Origin of the sequence: Enterobacter cloacae complex sp. P24RS, from assembly GCF_014982165.1 — a bacterium.
In the GTDB taxonomy this organism is placed as follows: domain Bacteria; phylum Pseudomonadota; class Gammaproteobacteria; order Enterobacterales; family Enterobacteriaceae; genus Enterobacter; species Enterobacter quasihormaechei.
Map to the genome: position 1 here is coordinate 23,856 of NZ_JADCKU010000002.1, position 25,611 is coordinate 49,466.

Below are 25,611 nucleotides of genomic sequence, written 5' to 3' on the forward strand. Positions count from 1 at the left end.
TAACTCCTTACCATCCCATTGGCACCCGTGGGGTGCCGTTCTTTGCGTGGCAAGGCGACCGTTTTACCGATCGCCGGTTGTCAGCGCTACACTGCCAACGCATTCCATTGCAGCGGATTATTACCAGGTTTTACCAATGTTAAACTGGAACTGCTCCGCTTTGTCTCCATCGTATTTCTTAAACGGCTGGGCGTAAGAGAAGACCAACGGCCCCAGCGGTGACATCCATTGTAATGCGATACCTGCGGACATGCGAATGTTGCCCGGATCGCTATAGTCCGGAACGCCCGCTGCACGCATCTGGGCGGTGTTCTCCCAGTTGGTATCCCACACCGTACCTGCATCCATAAAGAAGGAGGTACGGACAGAGTTCGCGTACTTATCGCTGATAAACGGCGTCGGCGTGATGAACTCAAGGCTCGCCACGGCCATGGCGTTACCGCCTACCGCATCATCAGAGCTACAGACCTGTTTCGGATCGCGGCTTGCGCAGTTATCTTCGTCATTACCGCCGTAGTAAACCGCTTTCGGACCAATGTTATTGGACTGGAAGCCACGAACGGTGCTTGAACCACCGGCGTAGAAGTTCTCATAGAACGGCAGCTCTTTGCTTCCGATACCGTCACCATAGCCCCAGCGGGTACGACCCAGCACGACCCACTTGTGGTCGTCATCAATTGGGAAGTAGGACGCCGTATCCAGCGTGACCTTATAGAACTCGTTATCGGAGCCCGGGATCGTCACTTTACCGTTCAGGTTGACACGTGAACCTTCCGTTGGGAAGAAGCCACGGTCAAGACGGTTATAGGTCCAACCGTAGTTGAAGGTGAAGTCATCCGCAGCGAAACCGTTGTCATCGCTGGACGTACTCGCCGACTGGCCGATGGAATCCAGATAACGCCACATCGCCACCTGCGGTTGCATGTTGGACAGGTCGTTATGCACGTACCCTAAACCTGCACGCAGGGTGTTGTATTCGTTAACCGGGAAGCCGAGCGTACCATCCAGACCGTAACTCTTGTTGGTATACGAGGAGAGGTCCGCGTCGTCCGCTTTAAAGTCGTTATAGAAGATACGACCGCCCAGGCTTACACCGTCAACGGTGAAGTATGGGTTAGTCACGGAGAACTCAGAATAGGTCTGGTAATCGTTTTTCGTCCCGTTGATTCCGACAGAGTAGCCTGTACCCAGCCAGTTATCCTGCTGAACGCCAACCTGGAAGCTCACGCCACTTTCAGTACCGTAACCAATACCAAAGTTGAAGCTACCGGTATTACGTTCTTTAACTTTATAAACAACATCCACCTGATCCGGACGACCCGGTACACGCTGCGTATCGGTATCGACCGTTTCGAAGTAGCCCAGACGGTTCAGACGCTCTTTACCCTGGTCTACCAGATCGCTTCCCAGCCATGCCCCTTCCATCTGGCGCATTTCACGGCGCAGAACGGAATCTTTGGAGGTGTCATTACCTTCGAAGCGGATCTTACGCACGTAGAAACGGTTGCCCGCATCAACGTTAACGTGAAGCTTAACGGTTTTATCCGTGTCGTTAATTTCCGGCTGCGTTTGCACGCGCGGATACGCATAACCATAACGGCCGAGCAGCTTCTTAATGCTGTCTTCCATTTTGGTCACTTTAGAACCGCTGTACAGATCGCCCGGCTGAATTTTGGTCAGAGATTCAATTTCAGCTGAATGCCCTGCCAGGTTGCCGCTGACTTCTACACCTGAAAGCGTGTACTTATCGCCTTCTGTGATGTTAACGGTAATATAGATACCTTTCTTGTCCGGAGTCAGACTCACCTGAGTTGAATCGATGTTGAAACGGGCGTAACCGCGATCCAGGTAGTAGCTACGCAGGGTTTCAAGGTCACCCGCCAGCTTCTGTTTCTGGTATTTACGATCGCCCACCACGTTCCACCACGGCACTTCGTCACGCAGCTGGAAGTTGGAGATCAGTTCGTCGGTGCTGAAGGCGTGGTTACCCACGATGTTGATCTGCTGGATCTTCGCAGAAACACCTTCCTGGAAGACCAGCTTCAGGTCAACGCGGTTACGCGGCAGCGGAGTGACAACCGCTTTCACGCTCGCGCTGTACTTACCGACGCTGTAGTAGAAGTCTTCCAGACCTTTTTCAATGTCTGCAAGCGTTGTGCGGTCCAGAGATTCCCCCACACGAACACCCGATGCCTCAAGGTTCTGCTTGAGCATGTCATCTTTCACCGACTTGTTACCGGAGAAAGTGATGCTGGCAATCGTTGGACGTTCTTTTACCTGAACCACCAGCGTATCACCATCGCGCAGGACGCGGACGTCCTCAAAGTTGCCGGTGGCAAACAGAGCACGGATGGTGTTACTGATATCTTCATCATTAACCGTATCGCCGGGGCGCACAGGCATACTGAGGAGGGCCGCACCAACGGCGACACGCTGAAGGCCTTCGAAATGAATATCTTTCACTACGAACCCGTCAGCACCGTATACGGTCGCGCTGCTAAACAGCAGCGACGCTATGAGCAACTTTTTCATCGCCATCGTTATTATGCGTTCTTCCTAACTAACTCTCTTACAACCGAGAGAAATCATTGAAAAGTGCAAGCCCCATTAACAGCACCAGCAAAATCGAGCCAATGCGATAACTAAAGTCTTGAACTCGCTCGGATACCGGTCCGCCTTTTAGCTTTTCAATCGCTAAAAACAGCAGATGGCCCCCATCTAATACGGGAAGCGGGAACAGGTTGATTATCCCCAGGTTCACGCTAATCAGCGCAAGGAACATGAGATAGTAAATCACCCCGAACTCCGCTGACATCCCAGCCCCCTGAGCAATCGAAATTGGCCCACTGAGGTTGTTCAGTTTGACATCACCGGTTATCAATTTCCCCAACATGTTGACCGTTAGCTTCATCAGCTGCCATGTTTTATCCGTGGCCTCAACGATGGCGCTAAACGGCCCATACTGGCGTATTGTCTTGTACTCATCTGGCAGTGGGATCACTTTCGGCACAACGCCGGCAAACCCTTCCGCCTTACCGCCGCCCGATTTCGTATCCGGGGTGAGGGTCAGCGAGAGCGAACTCCCCTGCCTTTCCACTTCCAGCGCGAGCAGCGTGCCTGGATTATCGCGCACCAGAGTAACAAAGGTCATCCATTGTGTTAATGGTTGACCATCGACTTTAACGATCCTGTCACCCGCTTGTAAACCTGCTTTACTTGCCGCCGAATGAGACTGTACTTCGGCTAACACCGGCTCGATCTGCGCGCCGCGCGGACGAATCCCCAGCGCGGCGACGGGATCTTCTTTATCAGGCTCAAAGCGCCAGTGGCGTAAATCCAGCACTTTTTCCTGCCGCTGGTCGGAACCAAAAGGCGATACGCTGACGGTTGTCTGCTCATCACCGATTTTGGCGACCAGTTGTAACCTCACGGCATCCCAATCAGGGGTTTCGATACCATCAATCGCTTTAAGTTCCATTCCCGGTGCAATTTGCGCGGTTGCCGCAATGGAACCCGTGGTGATTTCGCCCACAACCGGGCGCACGCCAGGCACGCCGATGATAAACACCAGCCAGTAGGCGAAGATAGCAAAGATGAAATTGGCTACCGGGCCGGCAGCGATGATGGCAGCACGTTGTCCAACCGTTTTGTTGTTAAACGCGCTATGTCGAAGTTCCGGGGCGACGGGCTCAACGCGTTCGTCGAGCATTTTGACGTAGCCGCCCAGAGGAATCAGAGCAATGACAAACTCGGTGCCATGCTTATCGGTGCGCTTCCAGAGCGATTTGCCAAAGCCAATCGAGAATCGCTCTACCCGCACACCACAGCGCCGGGCAACCCAGAAATGGCCAAATTCATGCACGGTAATCAGTACACCCAGTGCAACAATGAACGCCGCCAGATTCCAGAGAATGCTCAGCATAAAACCTTCCGTTATATCGTCCCAAACACCAGTAAAAGCAGGCAAGCAAACACTGGAACAGCCGCTGTCAGGCTGTCAATGCGATCCAGTATTCCGCCGTGTCCTGGAATCAGGTGACCACTGTCCTTAATCCCTGCTTCACGCTTAAACATACTCTCGGTTAAATCACCCAGTACCGATGCCAGCGCCGCGAAAATCGAACATATCAGCAGCGTTGAGGGGGCAACCTCAAGATTCGCCCAGACGCCATAGCCCCAGGAGATGATCGCCGCCGTAAACAGGCCGCCGATGAAGCCTTGCCAGGTTTTACCTGGGGAAACTTTTGGCGCCAGCTTATGTTTGCCAAACAGTTTACCAAACATATAGGCCCCGGAGTCAGCCCCCCAGACGAGAATCATGACATAAAGCAGCCATATCGCGCCGCTGTAGTGGTTTTCGTCATAGTGCCAGGCGCGCAGCGCAACCATTCCCCAGAAAAACGGAACGATGGTGAGCAGGCCAAAAATAAGGCGCAACACTTTAGAGTTACGCCAGATTGCCGCAGAGCCCGGATAGAAAAGCACTAAAACAAGCGCAGCAATCCACCACGCCAGCGATATCCATAAAGATCCGGCCACCAGCGGCTGGTGAACGTCGTGATGGTATTCAGGCAAGGTATACAGCATCAGGGCCAGTAAAAAACCACAGAGTACCGCCAGCCATACCCGCTGAGTGCGCGAGGTAAAGCCGCTAAGCTGCCCCCATTCCCACGCGGCGAGCATACACACCACCAGCGTAACAATAGCGAATCCCACCGGAGGCAGTAAAAACAGCGCTGCGATAACGACGGGTATTAATACAAAAGCGGAAATCAGGCGATACTTCAGCAAAAGCTACCCCCATCAGGCGTTATCGCCACCAGGCTCGGTGCCGCCGAAACGACGCTCTCGATTGGCAAAGGCATGCAGCGCACCTTCAAAGTCTTGTTCATCAAAATCTGGCCAAAGAACATCCGTAAAGTAAAGTTCGGCGTAGGCAATTTGCCACAGCAAAAAGTTACTTATGCGATGTTCCCCCCCTGTCCTTATAACCAAATCCACGGGTGCCAGTTCATTCATGCAGATTTGCTGACTCAGCGCCTCTTCATCAATCTGGTCGGGTCTTAGCAGCCCTTCCTGAACCTGCTCAGCCAAATGCCGAACCCCCTGGATAATATCCCAGCGTCCGCCGTAATTCGCCGCGATATTGAGCGTCAGGCCGGTATTATTTTCCGTCAGCGCCTCTGCTTTGCGAATCCGTTCCTGTAGACGTGAGTTAAAACGACTGGTTTCGCCAATAATACGCAGGCGGACGTTGTGGCGGTGCAGGCTTTTTACTTCGCTATCGAGCGCCCACACAAACAGTTCCATCAACGCAGTCACTTCCTGCGCAGGTCGATTCCAGTTTTCACTACTAAAAGCATAGAGCGTTAACGCATCAATGCCGTTATTGGCGGCAAAAGAAACGGCGCGGCGAACAGATTTCGCCCCAGCTTTATGCCCAAAGGCTCGTATCTTCCCTTGTCTTTTCGCCCAGCGGCCATTGCCATCCATGATGATTGCAACATGGCGACAGCCATGTGCTGGCAAGTTTTCGCTTATTGGTTGATTCGCAGACAACATAACGCGTTTTTAGTCCCTGAAAGGATTTAACGGTACACAGGAATACTGAAGCCTATACATAAAAAAGCCGTGTCAAACCACGGCTTACCTGACCACTTAAAGCCAAATACCTGCGATCAGGTGGCGCAGACTATATCACTGAAGCCCAACGCTAACAAATAGCACGACGACTAGTGCTTGCTTTATCACCAGCTTGCGAGACGTGTCACCTGTTTACGCGCAACAATGCGTGCCTGTGCATCCACGGCCAGCACCTCTTCCACACTTTGTGGCTCACGCAGATCCATCATCTCCAGCACGGTTAAATTCAACGCGGCGATATCAGTAAAGCGGATCTGCTGATTCAGAAAGGCTTCAACGGTCACTTCATTGGCTGCATTAAGCGCTGTTGTCGCCGCCTGCCCCTGATCGAACGCCGTCATCGCCAGCTTCAGGCACGGATATCGGTCGTAATCCGGCTCGCTAAACGTCAGTGAACTCAGCTTGCAAAAGTCGAGCGGCTTTACGCCGGATTTCACGCGGTTTGGCCACGCCATCGAATGAGCAATAGGCGTACGCATATCCGGTTCGCCCAACTGCGCCAGCACGCTGCCGTCCTGATAGCGCACCATTGAGTGAATCACCGACTGCGGGTGGATCAGTACTTCCATCTGTTTCGCCGACGCGTTAAACAGCCAGCGAGCTTCAATGTATTCCAGACCTTTATTCATCATGGTGGCCGAATCGACGGAGATCTTACGCCCCATCGACCAGTTCGGATGGCGACACGCCTGATCCGGCGTCATTGCGCGCAGTTCAGACAGTGGCGTTTCACGGAACGGGCCACCAGACCCGGTAAGCAGAATCGACACAACCCCATTCTGCTCGAGGTCAGCGTACCCCAGGTTCTGCTGAAAAGGTTGAGGCAAACTCTGAAAAATCGCGTTGTGCTCGCTATCGACCGGCAATAGACGCGCCCCACGCTGTTTTACCGCCTCCATAAACAGGCGTCCGCAGGTAACCAGCGACTCTTTGTTCGCGAGCAGGACATCTTTTCCCGCATCAATAGCGGCAAGCGTCGGCAGAAGACCCGCCGCCCCGACGATTGCCGCCATCACCTGATCAACCTCATCCAGCGCCGCCATATCGCAGGCGGCCTGTTGCCCGCTGAGCACCTCGGTACGGCTGCCCTTTTCCAGTAACAGCGCTTTCACCTGCCGGGCGCTCTCTTCATCATCCATCACCGCAAAACGGGGGGTAAACTCCAGACACTGCTCGACCATTCGCTGCACGTTTTTTCCGGCCACGAGAGCGGTCACGGTATAGCTGTCAGGGTTATGACGAACAACGTCGAGAGTGCTGCAACCGATAGAGCCAGTCGAGCCGAGGAGAGTGAGATGCTTCATGAGATGCCCAAAAGTTAGACCAGATAAAAGCAAAACGCCGCCAGCAAGACTCAATGTCCTTCTGAACGGCGTTTATCAGTGTACAGCGAAAATCAGAACTGCATCAGTTCCGCTTCTTTTTCTGCCAGCGCCGCATCAATTTTCTTGATCGCCGCGTCGGTCATTTTCTGAATGTCGTCCTGTGAACGACGATCGTCGTCTTCGCTAATCTCTTTTTCTTTCAGCAGCGCTTTCACTTTATCGTTCGCATCGCGACGCACGTTACGTACGGAAACGCGACCCTGCTCAGCTTCACCACGCACGACTTTGATCAGGTCTTTACGACGCTCTTCCGTCAGCGGAGGCAGTGGAACGCGAATGTCCGCGCCCGCTGAGCTTGGGTTCAGACCCAGGTCAGATGCCATAATGGCTTTTTCAACGGCCGGGCTCATCGAGCGATCGAACACGTTGATTTTCAGGGTACGGGTATCTTCTACCGTCACGCTCGCCAGCTGACGCAGTGGCGTTGGCGTACCGTAGTATTCTACGATGATGCCATCCAGCAGGCTTGGGGAAGCACGGCCAGTACGGATTTTGCTGATTTGGTTTTTGAACGCTTCTACGCATTTGTCCATGCGTACTTCAGCATCTTTTCTGATGTCGTTAATCACGTTACGAATCCTTGAAAACTTGTCTCAGGCAGACTATCCGCCAGCACAGCGCTACAGGTGTGCTAAGTATAGTCGCGTTTAAATCATGACAGCGCCAAAGGCGCGTCCAGGTAAGATACCACTACAAAGTAAAGCGGAATCTTACCTGTATTTATCGTCGACGGAAATTATTCCGTGATCAAAGTGCCTTCTTTTTCGCCCATAACAACGCGACGCAGCGCGCCAGGCTTGTTCATGTTGAAGACACGAATCGGCAGTTTGTGGTCACGAGCCAGCGTAAAGGCGGCAAGATCCATCACTTTCAGCTCTTTATCCAGCACTTCGCTGTAGCTCAGCTGATCGTACATGGTCGCAGACGGATCTTTTGCCGGATCGGCAGTAAACACGCCATCCACTTTGGTCGCTTTCAGCACCACATCGGCTTCGATTTCGATACCGCGCAGGCAGGCAGCGGAATCGGTGGTAAAGAACGGGTTACCCGTACCGGCGGAGAGGATCACCACGCGGTTGTTGCGCAGCAGGCTGATGGCCTCTGCCCAGCTGTAATTATCGCATACGCCATTCAAAGGAATCGCGGACATCAGGCGAGCGTTCACATAGGCGCGATGAAGCGCATCACGCATCGCCAGGCCATTCATCACGGTTGCCAGCATACCCATGTGGTCGCCCACAACGCGGTTCATCCCCGCTTTCGCCAGACCAGCACCACGGAAAAGGTTGCCACCGCCAATGACCACGCCAACCTGAATACCCAGTTCGACCAGTTCTTTGATTTCCTGTGCCATGCGATCAAGGATGCTTGCGTCAATACCGAAGCCTTCCGATCCTTGCAGCGCTTCGCCACTCAGCTTAAGCAGAATGCGTTTGTACACGGGTTTTGCATTGGTAGCCATGTTTCTTTCCTGAGACTGTCAACGATTAAGATGGGGTTAATTCTGGCGACATGATATGTCGCATATCAGCACAGCGATACTGGAGCCTGTCTGATTTCGTAAGACGGGTGACAAAAAGAAGCCGCCCTCAGGCGGCTCCTTTTGCATCATTAAGACTGCTTGGACATTGCAGCAACTTCTGCTGCGAAGTCAGTCTCAACTTTCTCGATGCCTTCGCCCACTTCGAAGCGGATGAAGCCAGTCACGTCAGCGTTGTGCTCTTTCAGCAGCTGAGCAACAGACTTGCTTGGATCCATAACGAAAGGCTGGCCAGTCAGAGAAACTTCGCCGGTGAATTTCTTCATGCGGCCTTCAACCATTTTCTCTGCGATTTCTTTTGGCTTACCGGACTGCATCGCGATGTCCAGCTGAACCTGGTACTCTTTCTCTACTACTTCAGCAGACACGTCTTCTGGCTTAACGAATTCTGGCTTGCTTGCAGCGATGTGCATTGCCAGCTGTTTAACCAGCTCTTCGTCAGCGCCTTTAGCCGCAACCAGAACACCGATACGCGCGCCGTGCTGGTAAGAGCCCAGAACGTCACCTTCCAGGGAAGCAACGCGACGGATGTTGATGTTCTCACCGATCTTAGCAACCAGCGCAACACGCTCTTCTTCGAACTGTGCTTTCAGTACTTCAACGTCAGTGATTTTGCCTGCAACCGCTGCGTCCAGAACTTTGTTAGCAAATGCCTGGAAACCAGCATCTTTAGCAACGAAGTCAGTCTGGCAGTTAACTTCCAGAATGATGCCGTAGGTGCCGTCGATTTTGGTGATGATCACGCCGTCAGCAGCCACGTTGCCTGCTTTCTTAGCTGCTTTGATCGCACCGGATTTACGCATGTTTTCGATTGCCAGCTCGATGTCGCCGTTCGCTTCGGTCAGCGCTTTTTTGCAATCCATCATGCCTGCGCCAGTACGCTCACGCAGCTCTTTTACCAGGGATGCGGTAATTTCAGCCATTCTTAAATCCTCGGGAGATGTGAACTGCCCGGCCGGGAGCCAAACAGTATAAATTGAAAAAAGGGGCCGATAATGGGCCCCTATTCATACACGGTACTAATAAGGGGTAAAACCTTATTATTCAGCTTCTACGAAGCTTTCTTCCGCCTGAGAAGCCAGATCCTGGGAACGGCCTTCACGAACGGTAGCAGCTACAGCGCTCAGGTACAGGCTAACAGCACGGATTGCGTCGTCGTTACCCGGGATAACGAAGTCAACACCGTCCGGATCGGAGTTGGTATCAACGATAGCGAATACCGGGATACCCAGGTTGTTAGCTTCTTTGATTGCGATGTGCTCGTGGTCTGCATCGATTACGAACAGCGCGTCTGGCAGGCCGCCCATATCTTTGATACCGCCCAGGCTGTTTTCCAGCTTGTCCAGCTCACGAGTGCGCATCAGCGCTTCTTTCTTAGTCAGCTTATCGAAAGTACCGTCCTGAGACTGGGTTTCCAGATCTTTCAGGCGCTTGATGGACTGACGAACAGTTTTCCAGTTGGTCAGCATGCCGCCCAACCAGCGATGGTTCACGAAGAACTGGTCGCAGCTGTTAGCAGCATCTTTCACAGCTTCGCTTGCAGCGCGCTTGGTACCAACGAACAGAATCTTACCTTTACGGGAAGAGATCTTGTTCAGCTCAGCCAGGGCTTCGTTGAACATTGGTACAGTTTTCTCAAGGTTGATGATGTGAACTTTGTTACGCGCGCCGAAGATGAAAGGCTTCATTTTCGGGTTCCAGTAACGGGTCTGGTGACCGAAGTGAACACCAGCCTTGAGCATGTCGCGCATGGAAACAGTTGCCATGTTTAAAACCTCTATATTAAAAGTTGGGGTTATGCCTCCACGTATCCCATATTACCGACCCCGAAGGGCACCCCGGAATATGTGCCGATACGTGTGTGTTGTTACACAAAGTGAGATTTGTCGCTCCCGTCCAGCCTGTGTATCTGAGATGGATCGGAAGTCCGGCGCGCTTTATACCATAAAACACGGTCGGAAACCAATAGTTGTTGGCTGAGTGTGCTGTTAATGATTCTCAATTTGGCACGGGGTGCGCCTGACTGATACCATTGACAACACTTACACTAGTATTGTCGAAAAAATCGACACCGATGGACAGATTACATGGCTATCTCTATTAAGACACCTGAAGAAATTGAAAAGATGCGCGTCGCCGGTCGTCTGGCCGCGGACGTGCTGGAAATGATCGAACCGTTTGTGAAACCGGGCGTCAGCACTGGCGAACTGGATCGCATCTGTAACGACTATATCGTCAACGAGCAGCACGCGGTCTCCGCCTGCCTGGGCTATCACGGTTTCCCGAAATCCGTCTGCATCTCTATCAATGAAGTGGTTTGCCACGGCATTCCGGATGACGAGAAATTGCTGAAAGATGGCGACATCGTCAACATCGACGTGACCGTCATTAAAGACGACTACCACGGTGACACCTCTAAGATGTTCATCGTTGGCAAGCCAACCATTCTGGGCGAGCGCCTGTGCAAGGTCACCCAGGACAGCCTCTACCTGGCGCTGAAGATGGTGAAGCCGGGCATCCGCCTGCGCACTATCGGCGCGGCAATTCAGAAGTTCGTGGAAGCGGAAGGTTTCTCCGTGGTGCGCGAATACTGCGGTCACGGCATTGGCCGCGTGTTCCACGAAGAGCCGCAGGTACTGCATTACGATGCTGACGACGGCGGCGTGGTCCTGCAAAAAGGCATGACCTTCACCATTGAGCCAATGGTCAATGCGGGCGATTACCGCATCCGCACCATGAAAGATGGCTGGACGGTAAAAACCAAGGACAGAAGCTTGTCGGCCCAGTACGAGCATACTATTGTGGTAACAGACAACGGCTGCGAAATTATGACGTTGCGCAAGGATGACAACATCCCGGCGATACTGACGAACATTGAGTGATAAGAAGCCGGCGAATGCCGGCTTTTTTAATGGCGATAGCTTTTTCTTATGGGTGGCGCACGATGAGTAATCTTTTACCCGAACAGTATGCTAACACGGCTCTTCCCACCCTCCCCGACCAGCCTGACAACCCGGGCGTCTGGCCGGCGCATGAGCTGACCTGCGCGCATATCAAAGCCCATATGGCGGTTTTCCATCGCTGGCTGGGTAGCGCGTTTGACGCAGGCGTGTCAGCCGAGCAGCTCATTGAAGCGCGTACCGAGTTTATCGACCAGCTCCTGCAACGTCTGTGGATCGACTACGGTTTCGGGCAGGTGAGCGACGTCGCGCTGGTTGCGGTCGGCGGTTATGGCCGGGGTGAACTGCATCCGCTCTCTGATATCGACCTGCTGATCTTAAGCCGTAAAAAATTGCCGGACGATCGGGCGCAAAAAATCGGTGAACTGCTAACCCTGCTCTGGGACGTAAAGCTGGAGGTGGGCCACAGCGTGCGCACGCTGGAAGAGTGTCTGCTGGAGGGGTTATCTGACCTGACCGTCGCCACCAACCTGATTGAAACCCGCCTGCTGATTGGCGACGTGGCGCTGTTCCTCGAGCTGCAAAAGCACATATTTAGCGACGGCTTCTGGCCCTCGGAAAAATTCTTCGCCGCAAAAGTCGAAGAACAAAACCAGCGCCACCAGCGCTATCACGGCACCAGCTATAATCTTGAGCCGGATATCAAAAGCAGCCCCGGTGGCCTGCGCGATATCCACACGCTGCAATGGGTCGCCCGTCGTCATTTTGGGGCAACTTCGCTGGACGAAATGGTCGGTTTCGGTTTTCTGACCGAAGCGGAACGTAACGAACTCAATGAGTGTCTGCACCTGCTCTGGCGCATTCGTTTTGCCCTGCATCTGGAAGTCACCCGCTATGATAACCGCCTGCTGTTTGACCGCCAGCTCAGCGTGGCGCAGCGTCTGAACTACCAGGGCGAAGGCAACGAGCCGGTTGAGCAGATGATGAAGGATTTCTTCCGCGTCACCCGCCGCGTCTCTGAACTCAACCAGATGCTGTTGCAGCTGTTCGATGAGGCGATCCTCGCGCTGACGGCGGATGAAAAACCGCGTCCGATTGATGACGAGTTTCAGCTGCGCGGCACGCTGATCGATCTGCGCGACGAAACGCTGTTCATCCGCGAACCGGAAGCGATCCTGCGAATGTTTTACACCATGGTGCGCAACAGCACCATTACCGGGATCTACTCCACCACCCTGCGCCACCTGCGCCATGCACGGCGTCATCTGAAGCAACCGCTGTGCTACATCCCGGAGGCGCGCTCGCTGTTCCTGAGCATGCTTCGTCATCCGGGCGCCGTCAGCCGCGGTCTGCTGCCGATGCACCGCCACAGCGTGCTGTGGGCCTATATGCCGCAGTGGTCGCATATTGTCGGGCAGATGCAGTTTGACCTGTTTCACGCCTATACGGTAGATGAGCACACGATCCGCGTCATGCTGAAGCTGGAAAGTTTCGCTAAAGAAGAAACGCGCTCCCGCCATCCGCTGTGCGTTGATTTGTGGCCACGTCTGGCGCACCCGGAACTGATCCTGATTGCCGCCCTGTTCCACGACATCGCCAAAGGACGCGGCGGCGACCACTCCGTGCTCGGCGCCCAGGACGTGCTGAAATTTGCCGAGCTGCACGGCCTGAACTCGCGCGAAACGCAGCTGGTGGCCTGGCTGGTTCGCCATCATCTGCTGATGTCGGTTACCGCTCAGCGTCGTGACATTCAGGATCCGGAAGTGATCAAGCAGTTCGCCGAAGAGGTACAAACGGAAAACCGCCTGCGCTATCTGGTCTGCCTGACGGTGGCCGATATCTGCGCCACCAACGAAACCCTGTGGAACAGCTGGAAGCAAAGCCTGCTGCGCGAGCTGTACTTCGCCACCGAAAAACAGCTGCGTCGCGGGATGCAGAACACCCCGGACATGCGCGAGCGCGTGCGTCACCACCAGTTGCAGGCGCTGGCCCTGCTGCGCATGGATAACATCAACGAAGAGGCGCTGCATCAGATTTGGGCGCGCTGTCGCGCCAACTATTTTGTGCGCCACAGCCCAAACCAGCTTGCCTGGCACGCCCGGCATCTGCTGAAGCATGACCTGACGAAACCGATGATCCTGCTCAGCCCGCAGGCCACGCGCGGCGGGACGGAGATCTTTATCTGGAGCCCGGACCGGCCCTATTTGTTTGCTGCGGTCTGTGCAGAGCTGGACAGGCGTAACCTGAGCGTTCACGACGCGCAGATTTTTACCACCCGCGACGGCATGGCCATGGACACCTTTATTGTGCTGGAGCCGGACGGCAGCCCGCTCTCAGCCGATCGTCATGAAGGAATACGCTTCGGTCTGGAACAGGCGATTACCCAGCGCAGCTGGCAGCCGCCGCAGCCGCGCCGTCAGCCGGCGAAACTGCGCCACTTTACCGTCGATACCGAGGTGAATTTCCTGCCGACCCATACCGATCGTAAATCGTTCCTGGAGCTGATCGCGCTCGACCAGCCAGGGCTGCTCGCCCGCGTCGGCCAGGTTTTTGCCGATCTGGGAATTTCGCTTCACGGCGCCCGAATTACAACCATTGGCGAGCGAGTAGAAGATTTATTTATAATCGCCACCGCCGACCGGCGTGCCCTTAATAATGACCTGCAACTTGAAGTGCAACAACGGTTGACAGCAGCCCTCAATCCAAACGATAAAGGGTGACGTGTTTTTTAGTGAAATGGAAAGAGTAAACAATGCAGCAGTTACAGAACGTTATTGAGTCCGCTTTTGAGCGTCGCGCCGACATCACTCCGGCAAATGTGGATACCGTGACCCGTGAAGCGGTTAACCAGGTTATTTCCCTGCTGGATTCCGGCGCACTGCGCGTGGCAGAAAAAATCGACGGTCAGTGGGTCACTCATCAATGGCTGAAGAAAGCTGTGCTGCTCTCTTTCCGTATCAACGATAACCAGGTTATCGACGGAGCAGAAAGCCGCTACTTTGACAAAGTGCCAATGAAATTTGCGGACTACGACGAAGCGCGCTTCCAGAAAGAGGGCTTCCGCGTGGTGCCACCGGCGGCGGTTCGTCAGGGTGCCTTCATCGCACGCAATACCGTGCTGATGCCATCCTACGTGAACATCGGCGCCTACGTTGACGAAGGCACCATGGTAGACACCTGGGCCACCGTCGGTTCCTGCGCGCAGATCGGTAAAAACGTTCACCTGTCCGGCGGCGTGGGCATCGGTGGCGTTCTGGAGCCACTTCAGGCCAACCCAACCATCATCGAAGACAACTGCTTCATCGGCGCGCGTTCCGAAGTGGTTGAAGGCGTGATCGTCGAAGAAGGTTCAGTGATCTCCATGGGCGTCTACATCGGTCAGAGCACCCGTATTTACGACCGCGAAACCGGTGAAATCCATTACGGCCGCGTACCAGCCGGTTCCGTTGTGGTCTCCGGCAACCTGCCGTCTAAAGACGGCAAATACAGCCTGTACTGCGCGGTTATCGTGAAAAAAGTGGACGCGAAAACCCGCGGTAAGGTGGGTATCAACGAACTGCTGCGCACCATCGATTAATCAGGTATAACAAAAAGCGGGGGCAACCCCGCTTTTTTTATATCTGAAGGTGGCGGAAATAGATTTTTTCGTTAATTATTCATAGGTTATGTTGAGATCAAGGGTACCGCTATGTACGATAATCTGAAAAGTCTGGGCATTACCAATCCTGATGAAATTGATCGTTATAGTCTCCGCCAGGAAGCGAATAACGATATTTTGAAAATCTATTTTCACAAGGACAAAGGAGAGTTTTTCGCCAAAAGCGTGAAGTTTAAATACCCACGCCAGCGTAAGACCGTTGTCGCTGACGGTATCGGTCAGGGATACAAAGAAGTACAGGAAATCAGCCCTAACCTGCGCTATGTGATCGACGAACTCGATCAGATCTGCCAGCGCGATCGCAGCGAAATCGATTTGAAACGTAAGATCCTTGACGATCTTCGTCACCTTGAAAGCGTCGTCACCAATAAGATCAGCGAGATTGAAGCAGATCTTGAGAAATTGACGCGTAACAAATGAGCCGTTTTATTGCCCGGTGGCGCTTCGCTTACCGGGCCTACGAACGCATGTAGGCCGGGTAAGGCGAAGCCGCCACCCGGCAAACAGCATCATCTCTGTTCATCCAGCTGCAACGCCACATACAGCAGCAGCCGGTCGTCAAAATTCCCTAAATCCAGCCCCGTCAGCTCCGAGATGCGGTTTAGCCGATACTCAAGCGTATTACGATGAATAAACAGCGCTTTTGACGTTGCCAGCGGCTGCACGTTATGCCGGAACCACGCCTGCAACGTGCGGCGCAGCAGACCGTTGTTGTCCATCGCTTTCAGACGCACCAGCGGACGCGCCAGCTCGTTGGCCTGCCAGCCACCGCGCAGGCTGTCGAGCAGGACCGGCAGCATCAAGTCCTGATAGAAATAACTGCGGCTCTCCGGCATGCGCTGTTTACCAACCATCATGGTGGTGCGCGCGGTTCGCCATGAACGGGCGATACTCCCCGGACCGGTAAAATAATTCCCCAGCGCGACGCGAAAACGGAGCTGACCGTTCTCCTTCATGCGCTCGATGAGCAGCTCCACGCGACGACGATGATCTTCCGCGTCCCAGCGACCAAACTGGTTAAGCGCAGGCTTAAGCACCACCATTTCCGTCAAAGAGACAATCGCCACCAGGTTGTTACGCTCCGGCGTCGCCAGCATGTTTTGCAGCTGCTGAAGCTCTACCATGGCGCTGTCAACGCCAAGCTGACCGCTATCTACCTCAATGACGGCAACCACGCGGGGCTGATTCAGGTCAATGCCCAGACGCTGCGCCCACTCGCTCAGGGCAGGCGTATGCTCCTCCGCCTGGATCAAATTCATCACCAACTCTTCACGCAGGCGGCTGTCCTGGGCAAGCAGGTGCATCAGGCGCGACTGCTCCAGCATCATCTCCGCCGTCATGCAGACCAGCTCGCCGTATTTACGCAGCGATTCAGGATCGCCGGTCAGCCCGATAACGCCAACAATTTCCCCTTCCAGACGCAGCGGCAGGTTGATCCCCTGACGGACCCCGTGCAGATGTTTCGCCACGGCGTCGTCAATGTCGACCACGCGCCCCTGAGAGAGCACCAGCAACGCCCCTTCGTGCAATTCACCAATACGCTCACGATCGCCGCTGCCGATAATGCGCCCGCGGGCATCCATTACGTTGATATTGGTATCGATGATGCGCATGGTTCGCGCCACGATATCCTGCGCCATTTTGGTATCCAGATGCCAGCCAGCCATATAACCCTCCCGTGAGCAGAGCTCAAGCATAGGGAAGTTCAGCTAAGGCTGCATTGTGCAGATGCCCAAAGGCAGAGAGAGATGTATGGAGTTGTGGGAAAGGTCACAGAAACGAGACAGCCCCTGCGAACAGGGGCTTAAGAAGATTACTGCATCAGGAGATAAATAGAGGTATCACCCCGCTGAATATTCAGCGCCAGCACGGAAGGCTTGCTGTCGAGGATTTTGCGCAGTTCAGCAATGTTTTTCACCGGCTGCTGGTTAGCGCCCATGATCACATCACCTTTTTTCAGGCCGATACGGGCAGCAGGAGAGTTCGCTTTCACGTTGTTCACCACCACGCCTTTATCTGCCCCTTTGTTGCTCATCTCGGCACCTTCAATACCGCTGAAGATGGTGCTGGAATCCACCTGATTCTGGCTGCTCTGCTGAAGTTCCAGGCTCACGTTGACCGGCTTACCTTCACGCAGCAGGCCGAGGGTCACTTTACTGCCGATTGGCATAGAACCGACTTCCGCACGCAGGGCGGCAAAGCTGCTGATCGGCTTACCGTTCAGAGAGGTGATCACGTCACCCGCTTTGATACCGGCCTTCGCCGCCGAGGAGTTCGGCATGACCTGGCTTACGAACGCGCCGCGCTGAGCATCCACCTTCATCGCCTTCGCCAGTTCTGAGTTCAGTTCGGTACCCATGATACCCAGCTCACCGCGTTTCACCTGCCCATACTGGACCATCTGCGCAGTAAGGTTTTTCACCATGTTACTCGGAATAGCGAAGCCGATACCGATGTTGCCACCGTCCGGTGCGAGGATAGCGGTGTTGATACCGATCAGCTCGCCGTTCAGGTTCACCAGCGCACCGCCGGAGTTACCGCGGTTGATGGCCGCATCCGTCTGGATGAAGTTTTCATAGTTTTCTGCGTTCAGGCCACTGCGTCCCAGCGCAGAGACGATACCCGAGGTCACGGTTTCGCCCAGACCGAACGGGTTACCGATGGCGACGGTGTAGTCACCGACGCGCAGCGCGTCGGAATCGGCAAGCTTAATCGCCGTCAGGTTCTTCGGATCCTGAATCTGAATCAGCGCAATGTCGGAGCGCGGGTCTTTACCGACCACTTTGGCATCGAATTTACGGCCATCGCTCATCTGCACTTTAATAACGTTCGCATTATCTACCACGTGGTTATTGGTCACCACGTAGCCTTTGGCTGCATCAATGATCACGCCCGAGCCAAGTGCCATGAATTTCTGCTGCTGGCCGCCGCCCATGCCGTCATCCCCTGCACCGCCGCCCTGACAGAACGGGGAGCTCTGGAATGGCGAACCGTCCTGGCAGAATGGCGAATTGTCGCCGAAGAACTGCTGGAAATTACGCGGCATACGCGGCGTATTGACGGTTGTGCTGCCCTCAACGTTAATACTCACCACCGATGGCATCACTTTTTCGAGCATCGGGGCCAGGCTTGGCATCTGCTGCGCAGTCGCTGCCGAGGAAGCTGTCTCGGCTGCCGTCGCTGCCAGAGGAGACAGCGCTAAACCTAAACTCAGAGCCAGTGCACTCATTGCTAATGTGGTTTTTTTCATGTTTCTCAATCTCGATTTACCAGATAACGCAAAATTGCTGTGTAACTCAGATTCGTTTTATACCGCTTAGTTCCGGGATTAAGTTTATGGAAAAAGTAAAAATTTATTGGTCGTCTTTACAAAACTCATGGCTTATTCAACGGCCATCAGCTTGCGGTATTCATCCCAGGCATACAAATCGGTCATCCCGCTGATATAGTCCTGGATAAGCCGGCAGCGATAATAATATTCCATAACCGGCCATTGTGAAGAATGGCGATCTATTTTACTGACGGCTTCAATGTATGCCAGCCTGTGACGGGTTGAAAGCTTCTGATAGAGGCGAGATTCAATTGGAAAACGGCGAACACGCTCGTTTTCTACCAGTTCGCTGAACTCATCGACCGTCAGCTGGAGCAGTGGGCCATAGATCTCCAGCAACCCACTGATAACCCGGTATCCTTGCAGCTCGAGCTGTTCGACATCCGGGTGGCTGAAAACATGGCGAACCGCCACGTTTTTATATAATTCAAGAAGCTGACTAAAACTGCTCTCATCTTCCAGCAGAGCGTGATTAAATTCCCCGCTAAATATCATCGGCAAATTATCAATAAAACGGGCGGCCGCATACGGCACCAGTTTATTCAGCGTATTGACCCGCAAATACATAAAGAACTGATCTTCGGTGCTGCGGCTCAGGGTATTTGAACGCGATTTCTCCCACGCATTTTCGACGACCTGCGCAAACAGAGAACCTTTTTCATGCTCCCCCCAGGCATCATGAAGATGCTGATACAGCTCTTCGACGCTGAATATTCTTTTTTCAACCGCATCTTCCAGGTCGGCCACGCAATAGGAAATATCGTCGGCGGCTTCCATAATCCACGTCAATGGAAAACGGCCATTCGGCGTCAGCGAAAGTTCTTTACGCAGCCGTTCAACGTACGCTTCTTCCGACAGGTAATAGCCCGGTTTTTTCATCAGGTAGCTATGGGTGGCGGGCGTTTCCCCCATCCACCACGCGGGACGCGTGTATTTAAGAATGCAGCCCACCTGCGCCCAGGTCAGATTCATGCGCATCAGGGAGTGCACAAGGCGAATACCCTGCGCGTTACCTTCAAAATGACACAGATCCTGACGCACCTTGCGGCGCAGGTCGTTCAGGCTCTCTTCGCCCTCGCGCAGGCATAAATCGCGGACCACGCAGCGGTCATCGCTAAGCGGCTGGCTTATGGCGTCAGAGGGAAAAAGCCGCTGTTTAAACCAGTCATTTATAGCGGCCTCGCCGAAATGACCAAAGGGCGGATTGCCGATATCGTGCATCAGGCAGGCCATCTCAACGATGCTTTCGAACGGCCCGGTCAGTTCATCCAGCCCGTAGGTTTCCAGCAGACGTTGCTCTTTGAGACGGCTGAGGATCTCTTTTGCAATGTAGCGTCCCACCTGCTGCACTTCCATGGAGTGCGTTAACCGCGTACGCACCGCGGCGTTACGCTCCAGCGGGAAGACCTGGGTTTTTTGCTGTAACCGGCGGATAGCAGGCGAGTTGATGATGCGTCCGCGATCGCTTTCGAAAATACGCAGGATCTCATGTTCGCTCTTATCGCCCTGCGGCGAACGGAAACGTCGGTGCCAGTTAATTTTGGTGCGAAAATCGATTGGTGCCATGTGCTCCCCCGCGTGAGAATGCGTTTCCCCTTAACCGCATGATAGACTATGCATCTTAACAAGGCACATCGCGAGTAAATCTATGAAAATCGGCATTATTGGTGCAATGGAAGAAGAAGTTACGCTGCTGCGTGACAAAATTGAGAACCGTCAGACCCTCTCCCTCGGTGGCTGTGAGATCTACACCGGCCAGCTGAACGGCGTTGACGTGGCTCTGCTGAAATCAGGCATCGGTAAAGTTGCAGCGGCCCTGGGCGCGACCCTGCTGCTTGAGCGCTGCAAGCCTGACGTTATCATTAACACAGGCTCTGCGGGCGGTCTGGCGCCAACGCTGAAAGTGGGTGATATCGTGGTTTCCGACGAAGCGCGTTACCACGATGCAGACGTCACCGCATTTGGCTACGAATATGGCCAGCTTCCGGGCTGCCCGGCCGGGTTTAAGGCGGATGATAAGCTGATTACCGCCGCTGAAAGCTGCATCAACGAGCTGAACCTCAACGCGGTACGTGGCCTGATCGTCAGCGGCGATGCCTTTATCAACGGCTCTGTCGGTCTGGCGAAAATCCGTCATAACTTCCCGCAGGCTGTCGCCGTTGAAATGGAAGCCACGGCCATCGCGCACGTGTGCCATAACTTCAGCGTGCCGTTCGTGGTCGTTCGCGCGATCTCTGACGTGGCGGACCAGCAGTCCCACATCAGCTTCGACGAATTCCTGGCCGTTGCGGCAAAACAGTCCACCGTGATGGTGGAAACCCTGGTGCAGAAACTGGCGCGTGGGTAAGGTGTCCTTCAGGGCGCTGGTCGCCCTGCTTCTGCTCGCCCCGGCCTGGCTCACCGCCGCGCCGCGGGTGATTACCCTCTCCCCTGCCAATACGGAACTGGCGTTTGCCGCGGGGATCACGCCCGTTGCGGTGAGCAGCTTTTCCGATTACCCGCCGCAGGCCGCCCATATCGAACAGGTTGCCACCTGGCAGGGAATGAACCTGGAACGCATTGTGGCGCTCAAGCCCGATCTCGTCCTTGCCTGGCGCGGCGGTAATGCCGAACGACAGGTGAACCAGCTCTCATCGCTGGGAATAACCGTGAAATGGGTGGATGCGGTGAGCATCGAACAGGTGGCGCAAGCCCTGCGTGACCTCGCGCCCTTCAGCCCGACCCCACAACGCGCCGGGCAGGCAGCACAGCAGATGCTCAACGATTTTGCCGCGCTAAAAGCCCGGTACGGCACGCAGCCGAAACAACGCGTTTTTCTGCAATTTGGCAGCCAGCCGCTGTTCACTACCGGAAAAGGTTCGATCCAGAATCAGGTGCTTGAGACCTGTGGAGGTGAAAATATCTTTGCCGAAAGCCGGGTGCCGTGGCCGCAGGTCAGCCGTGAGCAGGTTTTGGCGCGGCAGCCACAGGCTATCGTGGTGGTCGGAAATGCGAGCGACATTCCCAAAATTAAACAATTCTGGCATCACCAGCTTAAAATTCCGGTGATCGCCCTCAACAGCGACTGGTTTGAACGCGCCAGCCCGCGTATTATCCTCGCCGCAAAACAACTCTGCGCCGAACTGGCAGAGCGTCACTCAAACAGATAAATACCCTATTCGAGGATTTAACGATGCTCGTGTATTGGCTGGATATTCTTGGCACAGCCGTTTTTGCTATCTCCGGCGTTCTGCTTGCCGGAAAACTGCGCATGGATCCCTTTGGCGTACTGGTGCTCGGCGTCGTTACGGCGGTAGGCGGCGGAACGATCCGCGATATGGCGCTGGCAAACGGCCCGGTATTCTGGGTAAAAGATCCGACGGATCTGGTAGTAGCAATGGTCACCTGCCTGCTGACCATCGTGCTGGTGCGTCAGCCGCGCAGGCTCCCCAAATGGGTGCTGCCGGTGCTGGACGCCGTCGGCCTGGCCGTCTTTGTGGGCATAGGCGTCAACAAAGCCTTTATTGCCGGGACAGGGCCGCTGGTGGCAATCTGCATGGGCGTACTGACCGGCGTGGGCGGGGGGATTATTCGCGACATTCTGGCGCGAGAAGTCCCGATGATCCTGCGAACGGAGATCTACGCGACGGCCTGTATCATTGGGGGAATTGTTCACGCCACGGCGTATTACACCTTCGCTGTCCCGCTGGAAAACGCGGCGATGCTGGGGATGGTGGTCACGCTGGCGATCCGTTTAGCGGCGATACGCTGGCACCTGAAGCTGCCGACGTTTGCGCTGGATGAAAATTCAAGGTAGGGGTTGTTGATAAGCCCGGTGGCGCTGCGCTTACCGGGCCTACAATCCGCATTCAGGCTTAAATGCTGAACGATGAACCACACCCGCAGGTGCTGGTCGCGTTCGGGTTCGTCACCACAAAGCGCGAACCTTCCAGACCTTCAGTGTAGTCCACTGAACCGCCCACAAGATATTGCAGGCTCATCGGGTCAACCACCAGCGCGACGCCCTGTTTCTCGATAGTCATATCACCATCGTTGACCTGGTCGTCAAAGGTAAAACCATACTGGAAGCCACTACAGCCGCCGCCGGTAATATAAACACGCAGTTTAAGGTCCGGATTGTCCTCGTCGGCAATCAGGGTTTTCACTTTTTTCGCTGCGGCTTCGGTAAATTCCAGCGGCAACGCTACGTCATCACTCATCTTATGCTCCCATGAATACTGCGACTGCTATTGGGTAAAAATCACCCAATTCTTTTTGTCATTATCTAATACCCTGGTAATTCATTCAAGTATTCTGCTTCAGGGCCTGTTCAGCCTCCTGTTTTGCCAGGGTACGGGCAAGAATGGTGGAGTATAGCGGTTTTCCACCCAGGAATTGGGCTAATAGTGTCGCGCCAAGGCAGGTAATGATCATTGGCAAAATGAGCTGGTAATTGTCGGTCATCTCCAGCACCAGCACGATCCCGGTCAGCGGCGCGCGCAGGGAGGCCGCCAGCAGCGCCCCCATTCCCGCCACCGCAAACGTCCCCGCATCCAGATGATAGGCCGGGAAGCCAACCGCTGCCGCCATGCCAAACGCCGTGCCCAGCAGCGTTCCCAGCGCCAGCATCGGGGCAAAAATGCCGCCCGGCGCGCCGGAGGAGAAGCACAGCACAGTCGTGATCACCCGCGAGATAAACATAAACAGCAGCAGCCCCACGCTGAAATTCCCCGCCGCGGCAATGGGAATCAGCCCGAAACCGCCGCCCGCCGCGTTCGGTTCGATAAAGCCGAGGATCCCGCACACGCCGCCAAGCAGGCCTCCCACCAGCACCCATTTCGTGGTATTTCCGCCATGGATGCGCTGAAACATATCCTGCGCACGTAAAATCAGGGTATTGAAAAGCGGGCCGACGATGCCAAAAATCATTCCAAGAACCAGATACAGCCACAGGGTATTGACCGGGGCATTGGTCAGCTTGCCAACCTCAATCACCGCCCCTTCGCCGTTAAAGAGGCGAAAGACAATGCTCGACATAATCACGCCGGTAAACACCGCTTTAATGGAGATCAGGTTGTAACGGAACTGGGCGCGCATCTCTTCGATGATGAACAGGATACCCGCCAGCGGTGCGTTAAACGCGGCAGACAGCCCCGCCGCCGCCCCCGTCGCCAGCAGCGTATGGCGCGCTTCAGCGCTGCGCATGCGGAACAGGTCGCCGACCATACGCCCGACGTTGCCGCCCAGCTGTACCGTTGGCCCTTCGCGACCCAGCACCATGCCCGCCCCGAGCGTCCCCATCCCGCCGATAAATTTCACAGGAAGCACGCGCCACCAGCGAACCGGACGCAGCTCTTCCAGCGCCCCTTCAATTTCGGGGATCCCCGAGCCGCCGGCTTCGGGCGCAAATTTACGCACCAGGAAATACCCCACCATGGCGAACAGCGCCGAAAGGCCAAATGCCAACACCCAGACCAGCCATTCCCGATCCGCAAAGCTGGCAACGGTACCGATGCGCCAGTTGAGCACCGCGTTGACGGCCTTTTCAAACGCGACGCCCACCAGCCCGGCCAGCGTACCCACCACGGCGGCTGCCAGCAGTATGGCTAACGGGGTTTTGTCACGGTTGAGCAGCCGCCGGATGCTGACCCGGTGCTTCGCGCGCGTAAATTGTTGTTGTTCAAAAGAAGGCGTGTTCTCGTTCATTACCTGTTCTGTTTCGTCATACAAAAGGCCGCAAGGATTCTACCAGAGACAATCCCCTCGTCCCCTGAAAAATACTTAACAATTGTTAAGCCCGTTGAGGGGCAAAAATTTTATAACCTCTTCTGGATCACTTAGAATAGTCCTCTTAACTTATTTCTACGAACCAGGAACGACGCCATGAGCAAGTCTGAAAACCTCTACAGTGCAGCCCGCGAGTTAATCCCGGGCGGCGTGAACTCTCCGGTGCGCGCCTTTACCGGCGTGGGCGGCACCCCGCTGTTTATCGAACGTGCGGACGGCGCGTATCTGTATGATGTGGATGGCAAAGCCTATGTCGATTACGTCGGCTCCTGGGGCCCGATGGTGCTGGGGCATAACCACCCGGCTATCCGCAACGCGGTGATTGAAGCCGCTCAGCGCGGCCTGAGCTTCGGCGCGCCAACCGAGATGGAAGTTAAAATGGCGGAGCTGGTCACCGAACTGGTGCCAACGATGGACATGGTACGTATGGTGAACTCCGGGACCGAAGCCACCATGAGCGCTATCCGCCTGGCGCGCGGTTTTACCGGCCGTGACAAAATCATCAAGTTCGAAGGCTGTTATCACGGCCACGCCGACTGCCTGCTGGTGAAAGCCGGTTCAGGCGCGCTGACCCTCGGCCAGCCGAACTCCCCGGGCGTACCGGCTGATTTCGCGAAGCACACGCTGACCTGCACCTATAACGATCTGAACACCGTTCGTGCGGCGTTCGAGCAGTATCCGCAGGAGATCGCCTGCATTATCGTTGAGCCGGTGGCGGGCAACATGAACTGCATTCCACCGCAGCCAGATTTCCTGCCGGGCCTGCGCGCGCTGTGCGATGAGTTTGGCGCACTGCTGATCATCGACGAAGTGATGACCGGCTTCCGCGTAGCGCTGGCGGGCGCGCAGTCATATTACGGCGTAGAGCCGGATTTGACCTGCCTCGGCAAAATCATCGGCGGCGGCATGCCTGTCGGCGCGTTTGGCGGCCGTAAGGACGTGATGGACGCGCTGGCGCCAACCGGTCCGGTTTACCAGGCGGGCACGCTCTCCGGTAACCCGATTGCGATGGCGGCGGGCTTCGCCTGTCTGACCGAAGTCGCCCAGCCGGGCATCCACGAAACCCTGACCGCCCGCACGACGCAGCTGGCGAATGGCCTGCTGGAAGCCGCAGAAGAAGCGGGTATTCCGCTGGTGGTGAACCACGTTGGCGGGATGTTCGGGATTTTCTTCACCGAAGCGAAAACCGTGACCTGCTATCAGGACGTGGTGAAGTGCGACGTGGAACGCTTCAAGCGCTTCTTCCACCTGATGCTGGAAGAAGGCGTATACCTGGCCCCGTCAGCGTTTGAAGCGGGCTTTATGTCCGTGGCGCACAGCGAAGAAGATATCAATAACACCATCGACGCGGCGCGTAAGGCGTTTGCGAAGCTTTAAGGGCATTGCCG

The 25,611-nt window shown here is 55.0% G+C and carries 22 protein-coding genes; 8 read left to right on the forward strand and 14 right to left on the reverse strand.

The window, feature by feature from the left end; translation table 11 throughout:
• Positions 1-120: 120 nt before the first annotated feature.
• The 9 genes from bamA to rpsB form a co-directional block, all read right to left on the reverse strand.
• Positions 121-2,538 carry an outer membrane protein assembly factor BamA gene (bamA, locus tag INF58_RS01020; RefSeq protein ID WP_063450593.1) on the reverse strand — a complete coding sequence of 806 codons (2,418 nt, stop codon included), beginning with the start codon at positions 2,536-2,538 and terminating at the stop codon, positions 121-123.
• A gap of 31 nt (positions 2,539-2,569) precedes the next feature.
• Positions 2,570-3,922, reverse strand: coding sequence for a sigma E protease regulator RseP (gene rseP, locus INF58_RS01025; RefSeq protein ID WP_193526816.1), 1,353 nt, complete (start codon positions 3,920-3,922; stop codon positions 2,570-2,572).
• 11 nt (positions 3,923-3,933) lie between these two features.
• A complete protein-coding gene (gene cdsA / locus INF58_RS01030) occupies positions 3,934-4,791 on the reverse strand; it encodes a phosphatidate cytidylyltransferase (RefSeq protein WP_023299368.1) in 858 nt (285 codons plus the stop codon).
• Between the two features lie 12 nt (positions 4,792-4,803).
• Complete coding sequence (ispU, locus tag INF58_RS01035; protein ID WP_003856176.1) at positions 4,804-5,562, reverse strand: (2E,6E)-farnesyl-diphosphate-specific ditrans,polycis-undecaprenyl-diphosphate synthase; 759 nt, start codon at positions 5,560-5,562, stop codon at positions 4,804-4,806.
• Between the two features lie 185 nt (positions 5,563-5,747).
• Entirely contained in the window at positions 5,748-6,947 is a 1,200-nt protein-coding gene (ispC, locus tag INF58_RS01040) for a 1-deoxy-D-xylulose-5-phosphate reductoisomerase (RefSeq protein WP_063450596.1), read from the reverse strand.
• A 92-nt stretch (positions 6,948-7,039) separates the two neighbouring features.
• Entirely contained in the window at positions 7,040-7,597 is a 558-nt protein-coding gene (gene frr, locus INF58_RS01045; RefSeq protein WP_003856180.1) for a ribosome recycling factor, read from the reverse strand.
• A gap of 167 nt (positions 7,598-7,764) precedes the next feature.
• Complete coding sequence (gene pyrH, locus INF58_RS01050) at positions 7,765-8,490, reverse strand: UMP kinase (RefSeq protein WP_008501910.1); 726 nt, start codon at positions 8,488-8,490, stop codon at positions 7,765-7,767.
• Positions 8,491-8,639: 149 nt separating this feature from the next.
• Entirely contained in the window at positions 8,640-9,491 is an 852-nt protein-coding gene (tsf, locus tag INF58_RS01055; RefSeq protein ID WP_006810044.1) for a translation elongation factor Ts, read from the reverse strand.
• A 117-nt stretch (positions 9,492-9,608) separates the two neighbouring features.
• On the reverse strand, positions 9,609-10,334 hold the full coding sequence (rpsB, locus tag INF58_RS01060; protein ID WP_003856207.1) for a 30S ribosomal protein S2: 726 nt from the start codon (positions 10,332-10,334) through the stop codon (positions 9,609-9,611).
• A 321-nt stretch (positions 10,335-10,655) separates the two neighbouring features.
• Here rpsB and map point away from each other — a divergent pair, with 321 nt between their 5' ends.
• The 4 genes from map to INF58_RS01080 all read left to right on the forward strand — a co-directional run bounded on the left by map (position 10,656) and on the right by INF58_RS01080 (position 15,546).
• Positions 10,656-11,450, forward strand: a complete 795-nt coding sequence (gene map, locus INF58_RS01065; RefSeq protein WP_193526817.1) for a type I methionyl aminopeptidase — start codon at positions 10,656-10,658, stop codon at positions 11,448-11,450.
• Positions 11,451-11,512: 62 nt separating this feature from the next.
• Entirely contained in the window at positions 11,513-14,188 is a 2,676-nt protein-coding gene (gene glnD, locus INF58_RS01070) for a bifunctional uridylyltransferase/uridylyl-removing protein GlnD (protein ID WP_063450597.1), read from the forward strand.
• Positions 14,189-14,220: 32 nt separating this feature from the next.
• Complete coding sequence (dapD, locus tag INF58_RS01075) at positions 14,221-15,045, forward strand: 2,3,4,5-tetrahydropyridine-2,6-dicarboxylate N-succinyltransferase (RefSeq protein ID WP_003856214.1); 825 nt, start codon at positions 14,221-14,223, stop codon at positions 15,043-15,045.
• Between the two features lie 111 nt (positions 15,046-15,156).
• Positions 15,157-15,546 (forward strand): DUF3461 family protein, encoded by a 390-nt coding sequence (locus INF58_RS01080; protein ID WP_063867497.1) that lies wholly within the window; start codon positions 15,157-15,159, stop codon positions 15,544-15,546.
• A gap of 89 nt (positions 15,547-15,635) precedes the next feature.
• Here the strand turns inward: INF58_RS01080 and INF58_RS01085 are convergent, their stop codons facing one another.
• The 3 genes from INF58_RS01085 to dgt all read right to left on the reverse strand — a co-directional run bounded on the left by INF58_RS01085 (position 15,636) and on the right by dgt (position 20,023).
• A complete protein-coding gene (locus INF58_RS01085; RefSeq protein WP_003856217.1) occupies positions 15,636-16,793 on the reverse strand; it encodes a CdaR family transcriptional regulator in 1,158 nt (385 codons plus the stop codon).
• 146 nt (positions 16,794-16,939) lie between these two features.
• Positions 16,940-18,376 carry a serine endoprotease DegP gene (gene degP, locus INF58_RS01090; RefSeq protein WP_063867496.1) on the reverse strand — a complete coding sequence of 479 codons (1,437 nt, stop codon included), beginning with the start codon at positions 18,374-18,376 and terminating at the stop codon, positions 16,940-16,942.
• Between the two features lie 132 nt (positions 18,377-18,508).
• On the reverse strand, positions 18,509-20,023 hold the full coding sequence (gene dgt, locus INF58_RS01095) for a dGTPase (protein ID WP_193526818.1): 1,515 nt from the start codon (positions 20,021-20,023) through the stop codon (positions 18,509-18,511).
• A gap of 82 nt (positions 20,024-20,105) precedes the next feature.
• Between dgt and mtnN the strand changes: the two genes are divergently transcribed.
• Genes mtnN through INF58_RS01110 form a run of 3 tightly spaced genes read left to right on the forward strand, consistent with a single transcriptional unit; the run spans position 20,106 to position 22,253 of the window.
• Entirely contained in the window at positions 20,106-20,804 is a 699-nt protein-coding gene (gene mtnN, locus INF58_RS01100; RefSeq protein WP_063867494.1) for a 5'-methylthioadenosine/S-adenosylhomocysteine nucleosidase, read from the forward strand.
• The gene (btuF, locus tag INF58_RS01105) at positions 20,797-21,606 is read left to right on the forward strand and encodes a vitamin B12 ABC transporter substrate-binding protein BtuF (protein WP_112791950.1); all 810 of its coding nucleotides are present in this window, start codon (positions 20,797-20,799) and stop codon (positions 21,604-21,606) included. The genes mtnN and btuF overlap by 8 nt, the downstream gene beginning before the upstream one ends.
• A gap of 23 nt (positions 21,607-21,629) precedes the next feature.
• A complete protein-coding gene (locus INF58_RS01110; protein ID WP_063450603.1) occupies positions 21,630-22,253 on the forward strand; it encodes a TRIC cation channel family protein in 624 nt (207 codons plus the stop codon).
• Positions 22,254-22,311: 58 nt separating this feature from the next.
• On the opposite strand, the gene erpA is transcribed toward INF58_RS01110, so the two are convergent.
• Positions 22,312-22,656: an iron-sulfur cluster insertion protein ErpA gene (gene erpA, locus INF58_RS01115; protein ID WP_003856230.1), complete on the reverse strand. Its 345-nt coding sequence runs from the start codon at positions 22,654-22,656 to the stop codon at positions 22,312-22,314.
• 85 nt (positions 22,657-22,741) lie between these two features.
• Positions 22,742-24,142 carry a H(+)/Cl(-) exchange transporter ClcA gene (gene clcA / locus INF58_RS01120; protein WP_063450604.1) on the reverse strand — a complete coding sequence of 467 codons (1,401 nt, stop codon included), beginning with the start codon at positions 24,140-24,142 and terminating at the stop codon, positions 22,742-22,744.
• Between the two features lie 177 nt (positions 24,143-24,319).
• Here clcA and hemL point away from each other — a divergent pair, with 177 nt between their 5' ends.
• Positions 24,320-25,600 (forward strand): glutamate-1-semialdehyde 2,1-aminomutase, encoded by a 1,281-nt coding sequence (gene hemL, locus INF58_RS01125; RefSeq protein WP_063450605.1) that lies wholly within the window; start codon positions 24,320-24,322, stop codon positions 25,598-25,600.
• The last annotated feature ends 11 nt before the right edge of the window (positions 25,601-25,611 follow it).